The organism is Rhodanobacteraceae bacterium, from assembly GCA_016713135.1.
Lineage (GTDB): Bacteria > Pseudomonadota > Gammaproteobacteria > Xanthomonadales > SZUA-5 > JADKFD01.
The window spans coordinates 312,480-331,334 of sequence record JADJPR010000004.1; the positions used below are offsets into that span (position 1 = coordinate 312,480).

General features: G+C 66.5%; 14 protein-coding genes. 7 read left to right on the forward strand and 7 right to left on the reverse strand.

Going from position 1 to position 18,855, the window contains the following annotated elements; genetic code table 11:
- Positions 1 to 155 precede the first annotated feature (155 nt).
- Entirely contained in the window at positions 156 to 1,058 is a 903-nt protein-coding gene (locus IPK27_07135) for a hypothetical protein (protein MBK8067394.1), read from the reverse strand.
- Positions 1,059 to 1,060: 2 nt separating this feature from the next.
- The gene (locus IPK27_07140) at positions 1,061 to 3,463 is read right to left on the reverse strand and encodes a cyclic nucleotide-binding domain-containing protein (protein ID MBK8067395.1); all 2,403 of its coding nucleotides are present in this window, start codon (positions 3,461 to 3,463) and stop codon (positions 1,061 to 1,063) included.
- A 151-nt stretch (positions 3,464 to 3,614) separates the two neighbouring features.
- Between IPK27_07140 and IPK27_07145 the strand changes: the two genes are divergently transcribed.
- From IPK27_07145 to murB, 5 genes are all read left to right on the forward strand, one after another.
- Positions 3,615 to 5,345, forward strand: coding sequence for a hypothetical protein (locus IPK27_07145; protein ID MBK8067396.1), 1,731 nt, complete (start codon positions 3,615 to 3,617; stop codon positions 5,343 to 5,345).
- Between the two features lie 178 nt (positions 5,346 to 5,523).
- Positions 5,524 to 6,774 carry a flavodoxin-dependent (E)-4-hydroxy-3-methylbut-2-enyl-diphosphate synthase gene (gene ispG / locus IPK27_07150; GenBank protein MBK8067397.1) on the forward strand — a complete coding sequence of 417 codons (1,251 nt, stop codon included), beginning with the start codon at positions 5,524 to 5,526 and terminating at the stop codon, positions 6,772 to 6,774.
- Positions 6,775 to 6,804: 30 nt separating this feature from the next.
- On the forward strand, positions 6,805 to 7,407 hold the full coding sequence (locus IPK27_07155) for a GNAT family N-acetyltransferase (GenBank protein ID MBK8067398.1): 603 nt from the start codon (positions 6,805 to 6,807) through the stop codon (positions 7,405 to 7,407).
- Positions 7,408 to 7,409: 2 nt separating this feature from the next.
- Positions 7,410 to 8,441 carry a quinone-dependent dihydroorotate dehydrogenase gene (locus IPK27_07160; protein ID MBK8067399.1) on the forward strand — a complete coding sequence of 344 codons (1,032 nt, stop codon included), beginning with the start codon at positions 7,410 to 7,412 and terminating at the stop codon, positions 8,439 to 8,441.
- Positions 8,441 to 9,466 carry a UDP-N-acetylmuramate dehydrogenase gene (gene murB / locus IPK27_07165; GenBank protein MBK8067400.1) on the forward strand — a complete coding sequence of 342 codons (1,026 nt, stop codon included), beginning with the start codon at positions 8,441 to 8,443 and terminating at the stop codon, positions 9,464 to 9,466. The genes IPK27_07160 and murB overlap by 1 nt, the downstream gene beginning before the upstream one ends.
- A gap of 150 nt (positions 9,467 to 9,616) precedes the next feature.
- Here the strand turns inward: murB and IPK27_07170 are convergent, their stop codons facing one another.
- The 4 genes from IPK27_07170 to IPK27_07185 all read right to left on the reverse strand — a co-directional run bounded on the left by IPK27_07170 (position 9,617) and on the right by IPK27_07185 (position 14,015).
- Entirely contained in the window at positions 9,617 to 10,633 is a 1,017-nt protein-coding gene (locus tag IPK27_07170) for a fatty acid desaturase (GenBank protein ID MBK8067401.1), read from the reverse strand.
- A 134-nt stretch (positions 10,634 to 10,767) separates the two neighbouring features.
- Entirely contained in the window at positions 10,768 to 11,403 is a 636-nt protein-coding gene (locus IPK27_07175) for a hypothetical protein (GenBank protein ID MBK8067402.1), read from the reverse strand.
- Positions 11,404 to 11,455: 52 nt separating this feature from the next.
- Complete coding sequence (gene ggt / locus IPK27_07180; GenBank protein MBK8067403.1) at positions 11,456 to 13,153, reverse strand: gamma-glutamyltransferase; 1,698 nt, start codon at positions 13,151 to 13,153, stop codon at positions 11,456 to 11,458.
- Between the two features lie 13 nt (positions 13,154 to 13,166).
- Positions 13,167 to 14,015: a 23S rRNA (adenine(2030)-N(6))-methyltransferase RlmJ gene (locus IPK27_07185; GenBank protein MBK8067404.1), complete on the reverse strand. Its 849-nt coding sequence runs from the start codon at positions 14,013 to 14,015 to the stop codon at positions 13,167 to 13,169.
- 341 nt (positions 14,016 to 14,356) lie between these two features.
- On the opposite strand from IPK27_07185, the gene IPK27_07190 reads away from it, so the two are divergent.
- Positions 14,357 to 15,181 carry a kinase/pyrophosphorylase gene (locus IPK27_07190; GenBank protein ID MBK8067405.1) on the forward strand — a complete coding sequence of 275 codons (825 nt, stop codon included), beginning with the start codon at positions 14,357 to 14,359 and terminating at the stop codon, positions 15,179 to 15,181.
- Between the two features lie 242 nt (positions 15,182 to 15,423).
- Positions 15,424 to 17,805, forward strand: coding sequence for a phosphoenolpyruvate synthase (ppsA, locus tag IPK27_07195; GenBank protein MBK8067406.1), 2,382 nt, complete (start codon positions 15,424 to 15,426; stop codon positions 17,803 to 17,805).
- Positions 17,806 to 17,889: 84 nt separating this feature from the next.
- Here ppsA and IPK27_07200 read toward each other — a convergent pair whose 3' ends face one another.
- On the reverse strand, positions 17,890 to 18,852 hold the full coding sequence (locus IPK27_07200; GenBank protein MBK8067407.1) for a M23 family metallopeptidase: 963 nt from the start codon (positions 18,850 to 18,852) through the stop codon (positions 17,890 to 17,892).
- Between the last annotated feature and the right edge of the window lie 3 nt (positions 18,853 to 18,855).

The window sequence follows — 18,855 nt, forward strand, 5'->3', positions numbered from 1 at the left end:
TGGCTCTTCCTTGGCGCAAGGTGCGCGCAGTGAAAAGTGAAAAGTGAAAAGTGAAAAGTGCAAGCGCTTCGACATCTCAGCCACCGGGGTGTTCTTCACGTTTCACCTTTCACTTTTTACTGACCCGCGGAAGCGCGACCAGGAAACACGCGCCACTACCAGTAGAAAAACACCGATACCACGTGTGCCGTCAGTGCACCCAGCAGCCCCAGTGACAATGGAACGTGGATGTACAGCCAGATTTCCATCAGCGCCTGCAACTGGATGTCGCGGGCGACGCGGGTGGCGAGCGCGCGCTTGCGCGAGATCAGGTCGATCAGTCGGCGCAGGTGCTCGCTCTGGGCGTCGCTCGCCTGGTTGGCGAGGAAGTCGACCATCATCACCATGGTCTGGCCGGACTGCGACTGCTGCTTGGGCGCCTCGCCGGCGTCCGAGCGCATCACGGCGTCCTTGAGCTTGGCCAGGGTGGCGTTGGAGTCGTCGCGGGCGCGCAACTGCTTCCAGACGCTTCCGCCGAACTCGGTGTGCTGGATCGACGATAGGATCGCGTCGTGGATGCTCTTGTCGACCTTGTCGGCAATCTGCAGCGCCTGTTGGTCGAGTTCGCGGATCTCGCCGATCATCGCCGTGCGGGTGGAATCGGCGCGGTTGCGGGTCATCAGCGCGGGGTAGCGCAGGTACGCGTAGACGCCGAAGAATCCGCTGAAAATCACCAGCAGCATCAACACCAGGGCCAGGGTGTGGATGTTCCAGCCCACCTGGAAGCCGGCGTGCAGGAAGGCGATCAGGATCAGGGTGGTGCCAAGGTACACATGCGCGCTCAGCCAGCCGCGGGTGGTGCCGGTGTTGCGTCCGTAGCGGCGCTTGCGGATGCCGAACCATAACAGCCACAGGATCAGCAGCGCGCCGATGGTCCCGAGGGTGTATCCCAGCCAGGAGCCGCCGTTCGGCACGCCGATAGGGTCGTGCCAGAGGTAGGCGACGATCGATCCGATGGACAGGATCAGCGCCGCCCACAGGTAGCGGAAGCCGCGGTAATCGAGGATCGAGTCATGCATCGTCACGGCCCCCGCGCGTAGGCGTATTCAGGCAGTTGTTCCGGGCTGATGCGGATCGCGGCGCCGGTCGGGCAGGCGCGCACGCAGGAGGCGCCGCCCTTGATGTCCTTGCACATGTCGCACTTGACTGCCTTCTTTTCGTGGCTGTCGGGGTCGTAGGGCGATTCGCCGGGCCCCGGGCCATTGCCGAACAGCAGCCACTGCAGCAGGCCCGGTTTCTTCTTCGGCTTGGCCGCCATGTGGATCACGCCGTACGGGCAGTTGCGCTCGCAGTTGCCGCAGCCGATGCAGTTGTCGGCGATGTAGACCTCGCCGTTCGGCGCGCGGTGGATCGCGTCGGGCGGGCAGTCCTTCATGCAATGCGGGTGCTCGCAGTGGCGGCAGGAGGTGGGAACGTGGACGTTGGCGAAGGTCGGGCCGGCCTCGCGATCCAGCCGCGAGGTGCCGCCGTGGGTTTCGGCGCAGGCTTTCTCGCAGTTGTCGCAGCGCACGCACAGCGATTCGTCGATCAGCAGCACGTCGGTGGCCTCGCCGAGGCCCTGGCCAACCAGGAAGGAGATGATGTCGCCACCGGAGGCGGCGGCCTGCATCGTGATGTTCTCCGCGGTGCGCTGCTTGACCTCCTTGGCCAGCTTCATCCGCAGCAGCGGATTCTGGTTCATCAGCTTGCGGAAGGCATCGCGGTCCACCCGGATGGTCTCGGTGGCGACCGCGGCGCGCGCCGTGGCGGTGCGCTTGCCGCCGCCGATGACCGCCATCTCGCCGACGTAATTGCCGGCCGGCACGTAGGAGAGCACGATCTCGCGCCCGCCGATGTTGCGCGAAATGGTCAGCGATCCGACGCGCACCAGGTGCAGCGCATCGCCTTCCTCGCCCTCGCGGAACAGGGTCTCGCCGGCCTTGAAGCGCTGCAGCGAGGCGCCGGCGACCACTTCCTTGATCTGCGCCGGGGTGGCTTCGTCGCCGAAGCGGGCGCGGATCGCGCGTTCGACGAAGGTGCGGTCGACCAGCTTCTTGACCGCGTCGACCGAGTTGATCAGCTTGGTCATCGAGCGCCGCGGGGTTTCCAGCAGCACGCAGCCCTGGCCTGCGAATACCGTCGCGCTGCGCCGGCGGCCCGAGATCAGGCTCATCTCGCCGAAGAATTCACCGGCGCCCAGCGATACGCGTTTGCCGGCGGCCTCGTCGACCAGGATCTCGACGTTGCCTTCGGCGATGCAGTAGAAGCTGTTGGTGTAGTCGTTGCGCTTGAAGATCACCTCGCCGGCTTTCGGCGTGCGGATGTCCGAGTCGATCATGAACTCGCGCAACTGCAGCGGGGTGATCGTCGCCAGCAGCGGCACCGCCTTCTGCACCTGTTCGAGCGCGGCCGAGACGGTCTTGAAACCGGGCATGCGCTGGAACTTGGCGCGCAGCAGGGGCTCGTCGGCGGGCTCGACCTTGTTGCCCAGGATGTACTCGACGACCTCATAGCCCTGGTTCATCGCCTGCTTGATCAGCGGATAACCGCCGAGCGCGCCGACGATGTACAGACCCGGGACGTTGCTCTCGTACTTCTCGCTGATCGCCGGCACCGCGGAGGGGTCGGCATTCGGGAACACCACGCCGCAAGCCTCGACGAAGCTGCGCGGCGGATTCGCGCCGAGACGGCCGATGATGCGGTCGCACAGCACCTGGGCGCGGCCCTTGGGCGTGTTCAGGATCAAGCGGCCGGGCTTGCGGCCCACCGACAGCTTGTCGACGCGTTCCGGCGCGGCGCCGTAGTAGCACTCGATCACGCCGTCTTCGATCGCCTTCAGGATGGCGCGCAGATTGCCTTCCTTGGCGCGGGCGAATTCCTCGCGGCGGTTGACCACCACGACGGTGTTCTGCTTCGACAGCGCGACCGCGTTTTCGATCGCGGCGTCGCCCGCGCCGACCACGATGATGGTCTCGGCTTCGTACTCGTCCGGGTCGTCCAGGGTGTATTGCACGAAGGGCGCATCGTCGCCCGGCACGCCCAGCCTGCGGATGTTGCCCTGCAGGCCGATGCCGAGGACCACATTCTTCGCCAGCACCTTGTCCTTGCGGCCGATACTGATCTCGAAGCTGCCGTCTTCCTGTTTCTTGATGGCGCTGACCTCGGCGCCATGCCGCACGTTGACGCCCAGACGCGCAACGCCCTGGTCCCAGGCCTCCAGGATCGACTCGCGGCTGCCCGCGGTGAACGGCAACGGCGAACGCAGCGGCAGAGCCTCGGGCTCGGCCATCACGTGCTTGCCTTTCTGGTAGCGGAAGATGGTGTTCGACAGGTGCGGGGCTGCTTCGAGCAGCACATGCGGCACCTTGAGTTCGGCTGCGCGGGCGGCTGCACTGATGCCGCCCGGACCAGAACCGACAATCGCGATCTCAACGATGTCTGCCATCGCTCCCCGCCTTCTGATCGATTCCCCGGGAGCGGAGTGTAGGTATCGTGCACGCGGCCTGCAATCGGGGAAGTAACGGAATCTTGCGAGGAACGAGACGCGCACGTGCACGGGTTATCATCGACAGTCCGATGGGGGGTGGGTCGATCACATGGCAGATACGGCGTTCGAGTTGCTCAGGGGGGCGCTGCCCAGGCGCGAGCGACCCGGTCGCGATTCCTTCCCGACCTCGGGCAAGGCCGTCAAGCAGTGGATCGAGGCGCTGCCGATGGCCAACAGCGGCGCCACCGCGCGCCTGCTGTACAACGGCCTGAAGGAACTCAATCAGCTGGAAGTGGAACCGAACCAGCGTATCGAGATCCTTGAGCAGATGCGCCACCCGGTGTCGGTGGTGATTGCGAGCATGGAACGCCATGTCATCGGCCAGTCGCTGCCCTTGCCGCTGCAGAAGCGCCAGATCGGCGCCGTGATGCGTGATTTCCACCGCGAGCTCGCACTCGGTTTTGCGATCTGCGTCCACGACTATTGCGCGCCGAAGGGCAGCGTCCCGTTCCTGCGCGGACGCAGCACGGCGCTGGCGCTGGTCCGCGCGCTCGGGCATGCCTCGCAGGCATTGTCGAAGTGCTACATCGCCTACAGCGAGATTCCCGGGGGCGTGTGGGCGCTCTTGCATCGACTGGTCGGTTTCGCTTTCGAAGCGCAACTGGCCGACAAGGCGGTCACCGATCCGCAGATCCAGGGCATCACGCTGACGCCGGAGAGTGTTTACCTGCAGACCTTGCTGACCTTCATCGGCAATCCCTACCGGCTCACGCAGAAGGAGATCGTCGACGTCGAGATGGCGGCCAAGATCTGGGCGACGCATTGCCGCATCGATCAGATGGGCACCAGTGGCTCATTCGTCATCGATCCCCTGTCGGACGCGCCGCCATTGTCGCCTCGCGCTGAGGTCGACGGCCGCTACTGGCGCCTCGACACCTCCGCGCTGGTGCAGTCGCTGCGCAACCAGATGCGCATGCTGTCGTCGCTGGAGGGCACCATCGCGGTCCGCGGTCGCATGGGGCAGGGCCCGGAGATCACCGGCGATGTGGCCGAGAAGCTGATCGTCGCATGGAGTTTCAGCGGCGAGCGCGGCCACCCGCGCCTGCCCGCCGATCATCACATGAACACTTGTATCGGCCTGCACGCGGTGCATTTCCTCGCGGCCGAGCGGCGCGATTTCAATGAATTCGTGGCTGAGCTTGGCGGTGGCGTGACGGTCACCGACCGGGAGCGCTCAGCCGCCTGGGCGCAAGCGAGTTCCGAAGCCGCGGTGCCGGCGTTGTTGCGCGTCCGGGTGGTGGACCAGAGCCTCGGCGGATACCGCTTGTTCTGGGAGAACGCCGAGGGCCTCAAGGCCAAGGTGGGGGAACTGGTTGCGCTGGCGGCGCCGGCGGAGGACGAGGACGACGAGCCGGACTGGATGGTGGGCGTGCTGCGCTGGCTCAAGGGCGGCAACAACGACAGCCTGGAAGCCGGCGTGCAACTGCTCAGCCGGCGGGTGGAAGCCGTCGCGGTGCGCGCCACCGGCGAGTCGCACAGCAGTCGCGTGATCCTGCGCGGCCTGCTGTTGGCACCGCTGGCGATCGACGGCAACCCGCAACCAACACTGCTGGTGCCTTCGATCCTCGATTCCACCGGCGGCCTGGAATTGCTGCGATTGCCGGATCCGGCGGGGATCGAGGACCGCGCGCTGTCCGAGCCGCTGGAGACGCTCGAAATGCTCGAGAATTCCGGTGCCTACAAACAGTTCCGCTACGGACCGAAGATTGAGGAATCGGGCGTGGCGGCCCCGGAAGCGCCGCCGGCGGCGGAACTGGACGAGATCTGGTCGACGGTGTGAAGAGCGGGGGCAGGGGGCGAGGGGCAGGGGGACTGACCTGTCGCTGCAACCTGAACAACGCGGTTTGCGTCGATGCAGCCTCAACTGATCAGGCCGTATCGTTCGCCGCTCGTCGCCCTGTCGGTCGCAGCGTTCAGTGATTCCCCCGACCCTTGACCCTTGCCCCGCCTTTCCAGCCATGACTTCCGCCTCACCGCCCTTCGGCCCGCAATCCCGGCGCCAGACGCTCGCTGTCCGAATCGGCGCGTCGACCGTCGGCGGCGGCTCGCCGGTCGTCGTGCAATCGATGACCAACACCGACACCGCGGACGTGGATTCGACGGTGAAGCAGGTGGCCAAGCTGTGGCGGGCCGGATCCGAGCTGGTGCGGATCACGGTCAATACCGAGGAGGCGGCGGCGGCGGTGCCGTTGATCCGCGACAAGCTTGACCGTATGAGCGTCGGCGTGCCGCTGATCGGCGACTTCCACTACAACGGGCACACCCTGCTGACGAAGCACCCGGCCTGCGCCGAGGCGCTTGCCAAGTACCGCATCAACCCGGGCAACGTCGGTTTCGGGCAGAAGCGCGACACCCAGTTCGCGACCATCGTCGAGCAGGCGATCCGCTACGGCAAGCCGGTGCGGATCGGCGCCAACTGGGGCAGCCTGGATCAGGCACTGCTGACGCGGCTGATGGACGAGAACGCGCAGTCGGCCGCGCCGATGGACGCACCCGCAGTCGGTCGCGAAGCCCTGATCCAGTCGGCCCTGCTGAGCGCGGCGCGCGCCGAGGAGATCGGTCTGCCGGCCGACCGCATCATCATCTCGTGCAAGGTCAGCGGCGTGCAGGAGCTGATCGCGGTCTATCGCGAGCTCGCGCGGCGCAGCCAGTACCCGCTGCACCTCGGCCTGACCGAGGCCGGCATGGGCAGCAAGGGCATCGTCGCCTCGACCGCGGCGCTCGCGGTGTTGCTGCAGGAAGGCATCGGCGACACCATCCGCATCTCGCTGACGCCGGAGCCCGGCGAGAGCCGCACGCGTGAGGTGATCGTCGCCCAGGAGTTGCTGCAAACGATGGGCCTGCGCGCGTTCACGCCGATGGTCACCGCCTGCCCGGGCTGCGGCCGCACCACCAGCACTTTCTTCCAGGAACTGGCCAAGACCGTGCAGGACCACGTGCGCGAGCGCATGCCCGAATGGCGCCTGCAATATCGCGGCGTGGAGAACCTCACGCTGGCGGTGATGGGCTGCATCGTCAACGGCCCCGGCGAGAGCAAGCACGCCAACATCGGCATCAGCCTGCCCGGCACCGGCGAAACCCCCAGTGCGCCGGTGTTCGTCGACGGCGTCAAGGTGGCCACGCTGCGCGGCGAGGGCATCACGGCGGAGTTCGTGGGGATGATCGAGGACTATGTGGCGGAGAAGTATCCGGTGATCGGAGGGCAGTGAAAGGGGAAATGTGAAAAGTGAAAGGTGACTATGGCTTGCTCTCCCTTTCACTTTTCACTTTTCACTTTTTGCTTGGCCGCCACCGTGTCCGATCCAGCCCAGCGCTCCGGCGCGCCCTCCTTCCGCTCCGCCACCCCCAGCGACATCCCCGCCATCGTCGCGCTGGTCGAATCGGCTTATCGCGGGGATTCCAGTCGCCGCGGGTGGACCACCGAGGCCGATCTGCTGGGTGGCCAGCGCACCGATGCGGACGGGGTGCGCGCGGCGATCGACAAGGATGGCTCGGTGATCGTGCTGGCTGAGCAAGACGGCCGGCTGGTGGGGTGCGCAAATCTGGAGCGCCAGGGCAGTGCCGGCTACTTCGGCATGTTCGCGGTCGACCCCGAGCTGCAGGGCGGTGGCGTCGGCGATGCGCTCCTGCGCGAGTGTGAGCGGCTCGCACGCGCATGGGGCCTGCGCGCGATGCGCATGACGGTGTTCTGGATGCGCCACGAACTGATCGCTTTCTACCAGCGCCGCGGCTATGCGGCGACCGGCGAGCGCGCGCCGTTTCCCTATGGCGACGAGCGCTTCGGCCTGCCGCGCCGCGACGACCTCTGGTTCGAGGTCTACGCGAAGCCATTGGGAGACTGATGATGTCGCTCTACGATCTGGTCCGCCCGCTGCTGTTCCACCTCGACGCCGAGCGTGCGCACGAGCTGGGCCTGAGGTCCATCGAGACCGCCTACCGGCTGGGCCTCAATCCGCTGCTGGCCTCGCGCCCCAAGCCGCTGCCCACACGCGTGTTCGGGATCGATTTCCCCAATCCGATCGGCCTCGCCGCAGGTCTGGACAAGAACGCCGCGCATATCGACGCGCTCGGGGCGCTGGGCTTCGGCTTCATCGAGGTCGGCACGATCACGCCGCGACCGCAGGCGGGTAACCCCAAGCCGCGCATGTTCCGGCTGCCGGATCGCCAGGCCGTGATCAACCGCCTCGGTTTCAACAACCAGGGCGTCGATGCGCTGGTGCGCAACATCGAGCGCAGCCGCTACCAGGGGGTGCTCGGTATCAACATCGGCAAGAACAAGGACACCCCGAACGAGCGTGCAGTCGACGACTACCTGCTGTGCCTGGAACGGGTGTATCCGCTGGCGACCTATGTCACGGTGAACATCTCGTCGCCGAACACCCAGGGTCTGCGCGACCTGCAGGAGGAAGCCACCCTGGCGCGCTTCATCGGCACCCTGCGCGAGGCGCAGGAGAAATTGGCGGCGAAGCACCGCCAGCGCAAACCGATGCTGCTGAAGATCGCGCCGGACCTGACGCCGGGCGAGATCGACGGGATCGCCGAGGTGCTGCTGGCGTCGGGCATCGACGGGTTGATCTGCACCAATACCACGATCGACCGCGAGGTGCTGCATGGCCATCCGCTGGCGGCCGAGACGGGCGGATTGTCGGGCCGTCCGCTGATGGCGCGCGCCACCCGTGTGCTGCAGGCAATGCACGAGCGGCTCGGCGCGCGGGTCCCGATCATCGGCGTCGGCGGGATCCTGGCTGGCGCGGATGCGGTGGCCAAATTCACCGCCGGCGCGCAACTGGTGCAGTTCTACAGTGGCATGATCTATCGCGGCCCGGCGCTGATCGGCGAATGTGTCGAGGCGCTGCGCGCGCGCCGGGCTGCCTGATGCGGCCGGCGCTGGAACTCGTGCGGGATGCGGACCTCGCCGCGCTGAACACCTTTGGCGTCACCGCCCGCGCGCGGCTGCTGGCGCAGGCGCGCACCCGCGAGGCGCTGGTCGAGGCGCTGGACCTGGCCGGGCGCGAGGGCCTGCGCGTCGAGGTGCTTGGCGGCGGCAGCAACGTGCTGATCGCGGGCGATCTGGATGCGATGGTGCTGCTGCCGCAGTTGCACGGCGTCGATTGGTTGAGCGAGGACGGCCAGTCGTTGCCGGTGCGCGCTGCGGCTGGCGAGAACTGGCACGATTTCGTGGTGCGCACGCTCGCGCACGGCGCCTTCGGGCTGGAGAACCTCGCTTTGATCCCGGGCCATGTCGGCGCCGCGCCAATCCAGAACATCGGCGCCTATGGGGTCGAACTTGAACGCTTCGTCGCCGCGGTGGAGGCCTGGGACCGCGACGCACGCGCCTTCGTGCGGCTGGAGGCGGGCGAGTGCGGCTTCAGCTATCGCGACAGTCGCTTCAAGCGCGAACCGGATCGATTCGTCATCGTGGCTGTGGAGTTCGCGCTGCGCATGCAGCCGGCGCTGGAACTGGGTTATGCCGGCATCCGTGAGGAGCTGGCGGCCGGCGGTGTCGCGCAGCCGACGCCGATGGACGTGTTCCGCGCAGTGTGTGCGATCCGCCGGCGCAAGCTGCCGGACCCCGCCGTGCTTGGCAATGCCGGCAGCTTCTTCAAGAATCCGGTGGTGACCGCGGCCCAGGCCGCGGCGCTCAAGGTCGCCTGGCCTTCGCTGCCCTGCTATCCCGCAGCCACAGGCACCAAGCTCGCCGCCGGTTGGCTGATCGAACAATGCGGATGGAAGGGCCGGCGGCACGGGGCGGCCGGCGTGCACGGCGAGCACGCACTGGTGCTGGTCAACCACGGCGGTGCCAGCGGTGGCGACATCCTCGCGCTGGCCGAGGCGATCCGTGCCGATGTGCAGGTGCGCTTCGGCGTGGAGCTGGAGATGGAGCCACGGGTATTGCGCTGAACGGGGCACGGGGCACGGGAAGACCTCACGCCAGTTCCGATCTCGGCGCTGTCCACACAACTGGTTCAACCGGGCACTTGCGTAGTTGCCAGGACATGCGAGGCTGTTCGCGTGCCCCGTGCCCCGTGCCCCGTGCCCCGTGCCCCGCTCTCAGCCGCGTACGCGCCGCGACGGGAAACCCACCATCCGCTGCAGGTCTTCGTCCCACAGCTTCAGACGTGCGCTCTTGAGGCTGCTCCACAGCGTCAGCCGCGGTGCCTTCTGCAGCAAGGGGTGCGACTTGAATGCCTCCGGCAGGCGGTAGTTCGGGATGCGCGCCGCCAGGTGGTGGATGTGGTGGTAGCCGATGTTGCCGGTGAACCAGTGCAGCCAGCGCGGCAGATCGTAGAAGGAGCTGCCGCGCACCGCGGCGGCTTCCGAGCTCCAGTCCTGCTGGTGCGCCCAGTAGGCGTCCTCGAAGGTGTGCTGCACGTAGAACAGCCACACGCCGAGGGCCCCGGCGATCAGTACGATGGGCAGATGCGCCAGCAGCACCGCCTTCCAGCCGATGGTGAATCCCAGCGCGACGATCGCCAGTACCAGCACCAGGTTGTTGAGCCAGACGCTGTGCCATTCCTTCTTCCACGAGCGCGGCAGGTCGAAGGGGAAGCGGTGCTTGATGACGAACTGGTAGGCCGGGCCGATCAGCAGCAGCACCGGGGTGCTGCGGTAGAAGCGGTAGCAGAAGCGTCCGAAACGCGAGCGCGACAGGTATTCGCGCACCGTCAGTGTATCGACATCGCCGAACTCGCGGCGGTCCAGGTTGCCGCTGGTGCCGTGGTGCACCGCGTGCGTCTTGCGCCAGTAGCTGTAGGGAAACAGGGTGATCACACCGAGGATGGCGCCGAGGGTGTTGTTGGCGCGCGCGCTGGCGAAGAAGGAACCGTGGCCGCAGTCGTGCTGGATGATGAACAGGCGCACGTACAGGCCGGCAGTGGGCAGCGCCAGCAGCAGGATCCAGAAGTAGTTCCAGTCGCTGGCGATGCCGTAGGCCATCAGCGACCACAGGGCGATGAACGGAATCAACGTGTTGGCGACTTGCCAGAGGGCGCGGCCGAGCTGCGGTTGGGCGAAGGGCGCGCACAACTGGCGCAGGTTGACGGGCGGGCTGCTGTCGGCTTCGGACACGATTCGCGGGCGGCTGTGGAGGTGCCGTGATTCTCGACGGATCTGGCACTCAGTGGCAATCACCCGAAAGTCGTTGTTACGCTGTATTCCGAGCCCCACGGGCGTCGTCGGCCGCGCCTCCTCCGGATCGCCGGTCAATCGACATGTGATGTCAGCAGCTTGTGCAACTCGCTGGGTGGCTTCTCGGCCTGCACCGGGACCTCGACGACGCTGAGCGCTGAGGTATCGATCGTCAACGGCGCCGGACGCGGTGTCAGATCGATCGGGTCGCCGGGCGGCGCCAGATCGAGTCCGGCGAGATCGAACTCGGGCTTGGGCTGAGGGCAATGATCCGCGAGGACTGCGCCGACAGCGGCCAGGCTGAGTGCGGAGGTGTCGAACTCAGCATGCGGCCGCGACTGGGGCGGCAACAACTGGGCACCGACCTCGGCCAGGGTCAAACCCGACGGGGGCTCGGGTACCGGCGGCGGTTCGACCTGCGGGCTCGCCGGCGGGGGCACGGAGGCAACAGGCGCTGGAATGTCCGCGACGATCGGTCCCTCGCCGATCACGGCGACCATGATGCCCGCCTGACGCAGCGCTTCCTGGTAGCGCGCAGCCGCATCGCGCGCCAGGCCGCTCTTGAGCACCGTCTTTGGCGCGGCCAGCAGCGCCTCGATGCGCTCGCCATCGCTGCGGAACAGGCGCGCCAGGTTGGCCTTGACCTGTTCGCGGTCGAAGCCGCCGAGGATCTTGCCGCGGAACACGATCTGGAAGGTGGGTTCACTCATCGGCGTACTCACCGCTTGGACCATGCGCCAGTTTACCGTGCTCGCCGGATGATCAGTACCCCGCGGCCTGACCGTCCTTGCGTGATTCCGACGCGCCGGTATAGACCCCGCTGACCGGGTCGCGGCGGATCGCCTGGTAGCCGCCATAGGGGCCGTCCGCGTATTCGATCCGGTGCCCCATGCGCATCAGCGTGCGAATCGATTCGTACGGGAAGCCGGTCTCCAGATTGACCACCCCGCCATCGTTCATCGGCAGGTTCTGCCCAGCCGGTTCGGTCGAGCCGTCATGGTGGATGCGCGGCGCGTCCCCCGCTTCCTGCAGGTTCATCCCGAAATCGACCAGGTTGATGACGATCTGCGCGTGGCCCTGCGGCTGCATCGCGCCGCCCATCAGGCCGAAGCTGATCCAGGGATTGCCGTCCCGGGTGATGAAGGCCGGGATGATGGTGTGGAAGGGACGCTTGCCCGGCGCGAAGCTGTTCGGATGGCCTGCTTTCAGCACGAACTGCTCGCCGCGGTCCTGGAAAATGAAGCCCAGGCCCGGCGGCGCCATGCCCGAGCCCATGCCGCGGAAATTGGACTGGATCAGCGAGACCATCATGCCGTCCTTGTCGGCGGTGGTCAGGTAGATCGTGTCGCCTTCCTGCAGCACCGGATTGCCGGCTTCGAGGGTGCGCGCAGCCTTGTCCGGGTCGATCAGTTCGCGGCGCTTGGCGGCATAGGGCTTGGAGATCAGCTCGGCGACCGGCGCCTTCGCGTAGTCCGGATCGGCATAGAAGCGCGCGCGGTCTTCGAAGGCGAGCTTCTTCGCTTCGATGAAGAGATGCAAATGCTCCGGACTGCCGAAGCCGTACTTCGCGAGGTCATAGCCTTCGAGAATGTTGAGGATCTGCAGCGCGGCGATGCCCTGGCCGTTCGGCGGCAGTTCCCAGACATCCACGCCGCGGTAGTTGGTGGAGACCGGCTCCACCCATTCGCCGCGGTGCGCGGCGAGGTCTTCCTTGCGCAAGAATCCCTTCTGCGCGCGGAAGTAAGCGTCGATGATGTCGGCAGTCTCGCCGCCGTAGAAGGCGTCGCGGCCGCCGTCGGCGATGCGCTGCAGCGTGTTGGCGAGATTCGGGTTCTTCCAGACCTGGCCGTTTTCCGGCGCCTTGCCGTCGATCGTGAACTGCTCGCTGAAGCCATCGTACTGCGAGAGCCGCGGCACCGAGCGGCCCCAGTACCAGGCCACGATCGGCGCCACCGGATGACCCTCGCGGGCATAGCGGATGGTCGGCGCCAGCACAGTCTTCATCGGCAGCTTGCCGAAGCGTCCATGCAGCGCGAACCAGCCATCGACGGCGCCCGGGACGGTGACCGGCAACGGCCCCCACGACGGCACCTCGGTCAATCCCTGCTGCTGGAACCACTCGAGCGTCAGACCCTTCGGCGAGCGCCCGGAGCCGTTGTAGCCGTGCAGCTTGCGTGTCTTCGGATCCCACACGATGGCGAACAGGTCGCCACCGATGCCGTTGCCGGTGGGCTCCATCAGGCCGAGCGCCGCGTTCGCCGCGATCGCCGCGTCCACCGCGCTGCCGCCTGCTTTCAGGATGTCGAGTGCGATCTGGGTGGCCAGCGGATGACTGGTGGCGGCCATGCCCTGGGTCGCGTGGACCTCCGAACGCGTGGCGAAGGAACGGTCGATCAGGCGGTCCGCGGCCATGGCCGATGCTCCGAGCAGGGACAGCAGGAGGAAGCCGGCAAGGCGCATCGGGAAGTCTCCATCATTCGTGTCTGAGCCAACGCAATTCGTGACTGCCGAAGCGACTCTGTTCGAGCGCCTTTGCCAGCGCCGGCAGTATCTCGCCCAGCGCGTGATCGAAGCGGTAGGGCGGATTGACCAGCGCCATGCCGCAGCCGTTGAGCCGCAGCGCGCTGTTGGGCTCGTGCAGGCACAGCTCCGCGATCTGGATGCGTGCGAATGGCAAGGTGGCCAGCTTTCGGTACCAGGCCTCGATGTCCTGGCGCAGCTTGATCGGATACCACACCGCGTAGATGCCGTTGGGCCAGCGGCGATGCGCATCGAGCAGGCCTTCCTGGATCTGGTCGAACTCCGCCAGTTGCGCCTCGTAGGGCGGATCGATCAGCACCAGGCCGCGGTTTTCCTTGGGCGGCAGCAGCGCGCGCAGTGCCTCATAGCCGTCGCGTTGATGGCAGGACACGCGGGCGTCGCTGCGGAATTCGTGCTTGAGCGCGCGCGCTTCCTCCGGATGCAGCTCGCAGGCCTGCAGGCGGTCGCCATCGCGCATCAGCGACGCGGCGATCAGCGGCGATCCCGGATATGCGTGCAGGGCGTGTGCACCACTCGGGTTGAACGAGCGCACGAGGTTCAGGTAGATGTGCAGCAGGCCAGGCAGATTGGGCAGGTTGAGCAAGGGCTGGATGCCGCTGGCGAATTCGCGAGTCTTCTCGGCTTCCACCGAGGTCAGCGAATAGCGCGCGCTGCCGGCATGCGTGTCCAGCACGCAGAAGGGCGTGGCCTTCTGCTTCAGCGACTCGATCAGGCCCACCAGCACGGCGTGCTTGAGCACATCGGCGAAGTTCCCGGCGTGGTAGGCGTGGCGGTAGTTCACGGCAGGCGCAGCCTTGGTTGCGGCCCGCCGAATAGAACGCGTTTGCGCCAACGCCGTCAACCGGCGCCCGACGTAGTATCGGCCGCGTCGGACCAGCGCGAGTCCTGGTCGCCCCTGGCCGGTGTGCTTGATCGCGCATCGAAGTGTCGCGTGTCGGTGCCTGCTTTTCGTCCGCAAAGGACGCGAAGGACGCAAAGAAGGCAAGAGCGTCTTGGGTTGCGCAGCATTCCCGTGCACCCGCATATCCGGCACTGGATTTGGCTCTACTTTGCGTCCTTTGCGTCCTTTGCGGAAAAATGTTTTCTATTTCATAAACTTGAATCACGCTCGGTGAGGGCCCCATGATCCACAAGGCGCGCGCGATCTTCTACGTATCCGACGGCACCGGCATCACCGCCGAGACCATCGGCCACAGCGTGCTGACGCAGTTCGACGGGATTCCGTTCCAGACGCGACGCCTGCCTTTCGTCGACAACCCGCAGCGCGCGCGCGATGCCGCCGCCGAGATCCGCAGTGTTGGCGAGGCCACCGGCTTCCGCCCGGTGGTGATCAACACCGTGGTCGACGGCCATCTGTCGGCGCTGATCGCCGAGAGCGGCGCATTGATGCTGGATGTGTTCGCGCCGTTCATCCCGCCGCTGGAGCAGGAACTCGGCATGCCGCGCACGCCCAAGGTGGGCAAGGCGCATGGCGGTGCCGACAGCGCCGAGTACGAGGCGCGCATGAATGCCACCAACTATGCGTTGACCCACGACGATGGCGTGCAGGCCAATTTCAGCGACGCCGAAGTGATCCTGATGGGCGTCAGCCGCTCAGGCAAGACCCCTACCTGCCTCTACATGGCTCTGCACTATGGGGTGCGAGCTGCCAACTACCCGTTGCTGCCCGAAGACCTGGAGAACGGCGAACTGCCGCCCAAGCTGCGGCCACATCGCGCGCGCATCTATGGCCTGACCATCGATCCCCGCCGCCTGGCCCAGATCCGCGAGCAGCGCCGGGCCGGCAGCCGCTATGCGTCCATCGAGCAATGCCGCTGGGAAGTCGAGGAAGCCGAGCGCCTGTTCAAGCGCGAAAACATCCCGGTGATGCACTCCACCCACATGAGCATCGAGGAAATCGCCAGCAAGGTGATGCAGTCCCTCGGCATGCACCGGCAGCTGTACTGAATGCGTGAGTAGTGAGTGGTAAATAGTGAGTGGCAAGAGCTCGCCGGATGGTGGCCTTTGCCACTCACCACTCACTACTGAGCGCGGCGCAGCCGCGCGGACCACTCACTGGTCCGGTCGGCGCAGCCGCGCGGACCACTCACTGTTCCAGTCGGCGCAGCCGCACTGACCACTCACCGCTTCCACTAGATCACTCTACCGTCGCCCCGCATCATCCGGGGATCCCGACTCCAGGAGATCCCGTGAACGCGCACATTCTCTGGCTGGACCAGCTCGGCATGGCAGATTTGCACCAGGTCGGCGGCAAGAATGCCTCGCTGGGCGAAATGATCGGCCAGCTGTCGCACCTCGGCGTCAGTGTGCCGGGCGGTTTCGCCACCACCGCGGATGCCTTCCGCGAGTTCATCGAGGTCAACCGGCTGAGCGAGCGCATCTTCGAGCGCCTGCAGACGCTCGATATCGAGGATGTGGCGGAGCTGGCGCGGGTGGGCAAGGAGATCCGCGGTTGGGTGGCGGATGGGGTATTTCCGGCAGCGCTTGAGCAGGCAGTGCGCGGCGCCTACGCCGAGATGTGTGCGCGGATCGGCACGCCGGATGCGGCCGTGGCGGTGCGTTCCTCGGCCACCGCAGAGGATTTGCCGGACGCGTCCTTCGCCGGGCAGCAGGAAACCTACCTCAACGTCAGCGGCGCCGACGAAGTCCTGGCGCGGATCAAGCAGGTGTTCGCCTCGCTGTACAACGACCGCGCGATCGCCTATCGCGTGCACCATGGATTCAAGCACGAGGATGTCTACCTGTCGGCCGGCATCCAGCAGATGGTGCGGTCCGATGTGGGTTCCTCCGGCGTGCTGTTCACGCTGGACACCGAGTCTGGCTTCCCGGATGTGGTCTTCATCACCGCCAGCTATGGCCTGGGTGAGATGGTGGTGCAGGGCGCGGTGAACCCGGACGAGTACTACGTCTACAAGCCCTCGCTGGCCTCCAACCACTATGCGGTGCTGCGCCGTGGCCTGGGGTCCAAGCAGCAGAAGATGATCTACAGCGACACCCCGGGCGAGCGCGTGCGTATCGTCGAGACCGGCGCGGAGGAGCGCGCGCACTTCTGCCTCAGCGACCACGACCTGCACGAGCTGGCGCGCCAGGCGGTGACCATCGAGCAGCACTACGGCCGCCCGATGGACGTCGAATGGGCCAAGGACGGACTCACCGGCAAGCTCTACATCGTGCAGGCGCGCCCGGAGACGGTGAAGAGCCGCGGCCACGCGCAGGTGCAGGAGAAATTCAAGCTGATGCAGCGCGGCACGGTGCTCGCCGAAGGCCGCGCCATCGGGCAGAAGATCGGCAGCGGCCCGGCCAGGGTGGTCAAGTCCATCGACGAGATGGAGCGGGTGCACGCGGGCGACGTGCTGGTCACCGACATGACCGACCCGGACTGGGAGCCGATCATGAAGCGCGCCAGCGCGATCGTGACCAACCGCGGCGGGCGCACCTGCCACGCGGCGATCATCGCGCGCGAACTCGGCATCCCGGCGGTGGTCGGCTGCAGCGACGCGACCAAGACCATCGGCGACAGCCATGTGGTCACCGTGTCCTGCGCCGAAGGCGACACCGGCTATATCTACGAGGGTGCGCTGCGCTACGAGCGCCACGAGGCGCGCCTCGGCGCGATGCCGCCCGCGCCGCTGAAAGTCATGATGAATGTCGCCAACCCGGAGCGCGCTTTCGATTTCGCGATGCTGCCGAATGCCGGCGTGGGCCTGGCGCGGCTGGAAATGATCATCGCGGCGCATATCGGGATCCATCCGCGCGCGCTGCTGGAATACGCCAGCCAGGACGCGCAGACCCGCGCGAAGATCGACGAGAAGATCGCCGGCTATGCCAGTCCGGTGGACTTCTATGTCGACCGTCTCGCCGAGGGCATTGCAACCATCACGGCGGCGTTCGCGCCGAACCCGGTGATCGTGCGCCTGTCGGACTTCAAGTCCAACGAGTACGCCAATCTGCTCGGCGGCAAGCGCTACGAGCCGGAGGAGGAGAATCCGATGATCGGGTTCCGCGGCGCCTCGCGTTATGTCGACAGCAGTTTCCGCGCCTGCTTCGAGCTCGAATGCCGCGCGCTGAAGAAGGTGCGCGAGACGATGGGCCTGAGCAATGCGTGGGCGATGATTCCTTTCGTGCGCACGGTGGACGAGGCCGAACGTGTGATCCACACGCTGGCGGACTTCGGCCTGAAGCGCGGCGAGAATGGCCTCAAGGTCATCATGATGTGTGAGGTGCCGTCGAATGCGCTGCTGGCCGAGCAGTTCCTCGATCACTTCGACGGCTTCTCGATCGGCTCCAACGACCTGACGCAGCTGACCCTGGGCCTGGATCGCGACTCGGCCATCGTCGCCGGCCTGTTCGACGAGCGCAACGACGCAATCAAGGCCTTGCTGGCGATGGCGATCAGCGCCTGCCGCAAGCGCGGCAAGTACATCGGCATCTGCGGCCAGGGTCCGTCCGATCACCCGGATCTCGCCGAGTGGCTGCTGGATCAGGGCATCGAGAGCGTGTCGCTGAACCCCGACACCGTGGTCGAGACCTGGATGCGCCTGGCGGCGCATGCGGCGGAGCGCGGCCGGTAGAGCAGTGTTGGTATGGGTTGTTGGTGCTGGTTGGGCGTGGCGCGCCGCCGCTACCAACACCATCAACCAACACCAACACCCGCCCTAACCGCCGACCACCATCCCGGCCGCCGGGGTCACGCGTTTTCCGTCGATGGTGAACTGGAAAGGCACCGACACCAGCCGCCCACCGCTGTTGCGCTGGATGACGAAGTGCAGGTGCGGGCCAGTGGAAAAACCGGTGTTGCCGCTGCGGGCCATGGTTTCGCCAGCCTGGACCCGGTCACCCACGGCGACCATCACGCTCTCGAGTTCGAGGTGGGCGTAGACCGCCATGGTTCCGTCCGGGTGCACGATGCGGATGTGGTTGGCGCGATCGCCGTACTTCGAGATGTCGGTGCCGGCGCCGTGGAAATCCGCCTCGACCGACATCACGACTCCCGAGCGGGCCGCGAGTACCGGTGTGCCGAGGTCCATCGACAGATCCACCGCGTGGAAACTGTGCTCGTCGCTGTGGCTGTACTTGCCGCCGAAGGCCTGGTCGATGCGCACCGCGAGGCGTTCGTCGAAGGGCAGGCGGTAAACCGCGTCGGGATCCGGGCTGGCCCGTGGGTCGCCCGGAATGTAGCGATAGTTCCAGCGGTAGCTCCATGACTGGCGCTCGTCCAGCGGCTGCACCCGCAGGACCAGCGAGTGCTGCATTCCCGGTATGACCACCGTGCCGGGCAGCGGCGGTTCGCTGACGATGTTGGCCTGCTGGTCGAAGTTCATCAAGACTTCGATCGGCCCGGCGTACCCGTTCCACAGCGAGTACTTGCGGTCCTCCTGCGGCCCATCTTCGCGCAGGTAGACCATCTTCTTCGGGTCGACTTCCACCAGTTGCTCGGTGACGGGCGCCTTGGCGTCGGTGGGCGGGCGGTCGCTGAAATGGACCACGCCCTGCTCATCGGTGTAGGAGTAGATCCGCTTGGCATCGGCGGCGCCGCAGGCCGCGACAAGCGCCGCCGCAACGACGAGCCGGGCGAAGCTGGAAGACGCAGCAATGTCGGGGGTAGCGAGGACAGGCATCGC

Bases quoted from the DNA above. Each gene is read 5' to 3' on its own strand.
- IPK27_07155 (MBK8067398.1), top strand. From the start codon at position 6,805: ATGGCTTGCTCTCCCTTTCACTTTTCACTTTTCACTTTTTGCTTGGCC.
- IPK27_07190 (MBK8067405.1), top strand. From the start codon at position 14,357: ATGATCCACAAGGCGCGCGCGATCTTCTACGTATCCGACGGCACCGGC.
- murB (MBK8067400.1), top strand. From the start codon at position 8,441: ATGCGGCCGGCGCTGGAACTCGTGCGGGATGCGGACCTCGCCGCGCTG.
- ggt (MBK8067403.1), bottom strand. From the start codon at position 13,153: ATGCGCCTTGCCGGCTTCCTCCTGCTGTCCCTGCTCGGAGCATCGGCC.
- IPK27_07135 (MBK8067394.1), bottom strand. From the start codon at position 1,058: ATGCATGACTCGATCCTCGATTACCGCGGCTTCCGCTACCTGTGGGCG.
- IPK27_07145 (MBK8067396.1), top strand. From the start codon at position 3,615: ATGGCAGATACGGCGTTCGAGTTGCTCAGGGGGGCGCTGCCCAGGCGC.
- IPK27_07200 (MBK8067407.1), bottom strand. From the start codon at position 18,852: ATGCCTGTCCTCGCTACCCCCGACATTGCTGCGTCTTCCAGCTTCGCC.
- ispG (MBK8067397.1), top strand. From the start codon at position 5,524: ATGACTTCCGCCTCACCGCCCTTCGGCCCGCAATCCCGGCGCCAGACG.
- IPK27_07160 (MBK8067399.1), top strand. From the start codon at position 7,410: ATGTCGCTCTACGATCTGGTCCGCCCGCTGCTGTTCCACCTCGACGCC.
- IPK27_07175 (MBK8067402.1), bottom strand. From the start codon at position 11,403: ATGAGTGAACCCACCTTCCAGATCGTGTTCCGCGGCAAGATCCTCGGC.
- IPK27_07140 (MBK8067395.1), bottom strand. From the start codon at position 3,463: ATGGCAGACATCGTTGAGATCGCGATTGTCGGTTCTGGTCCGGGCGGC.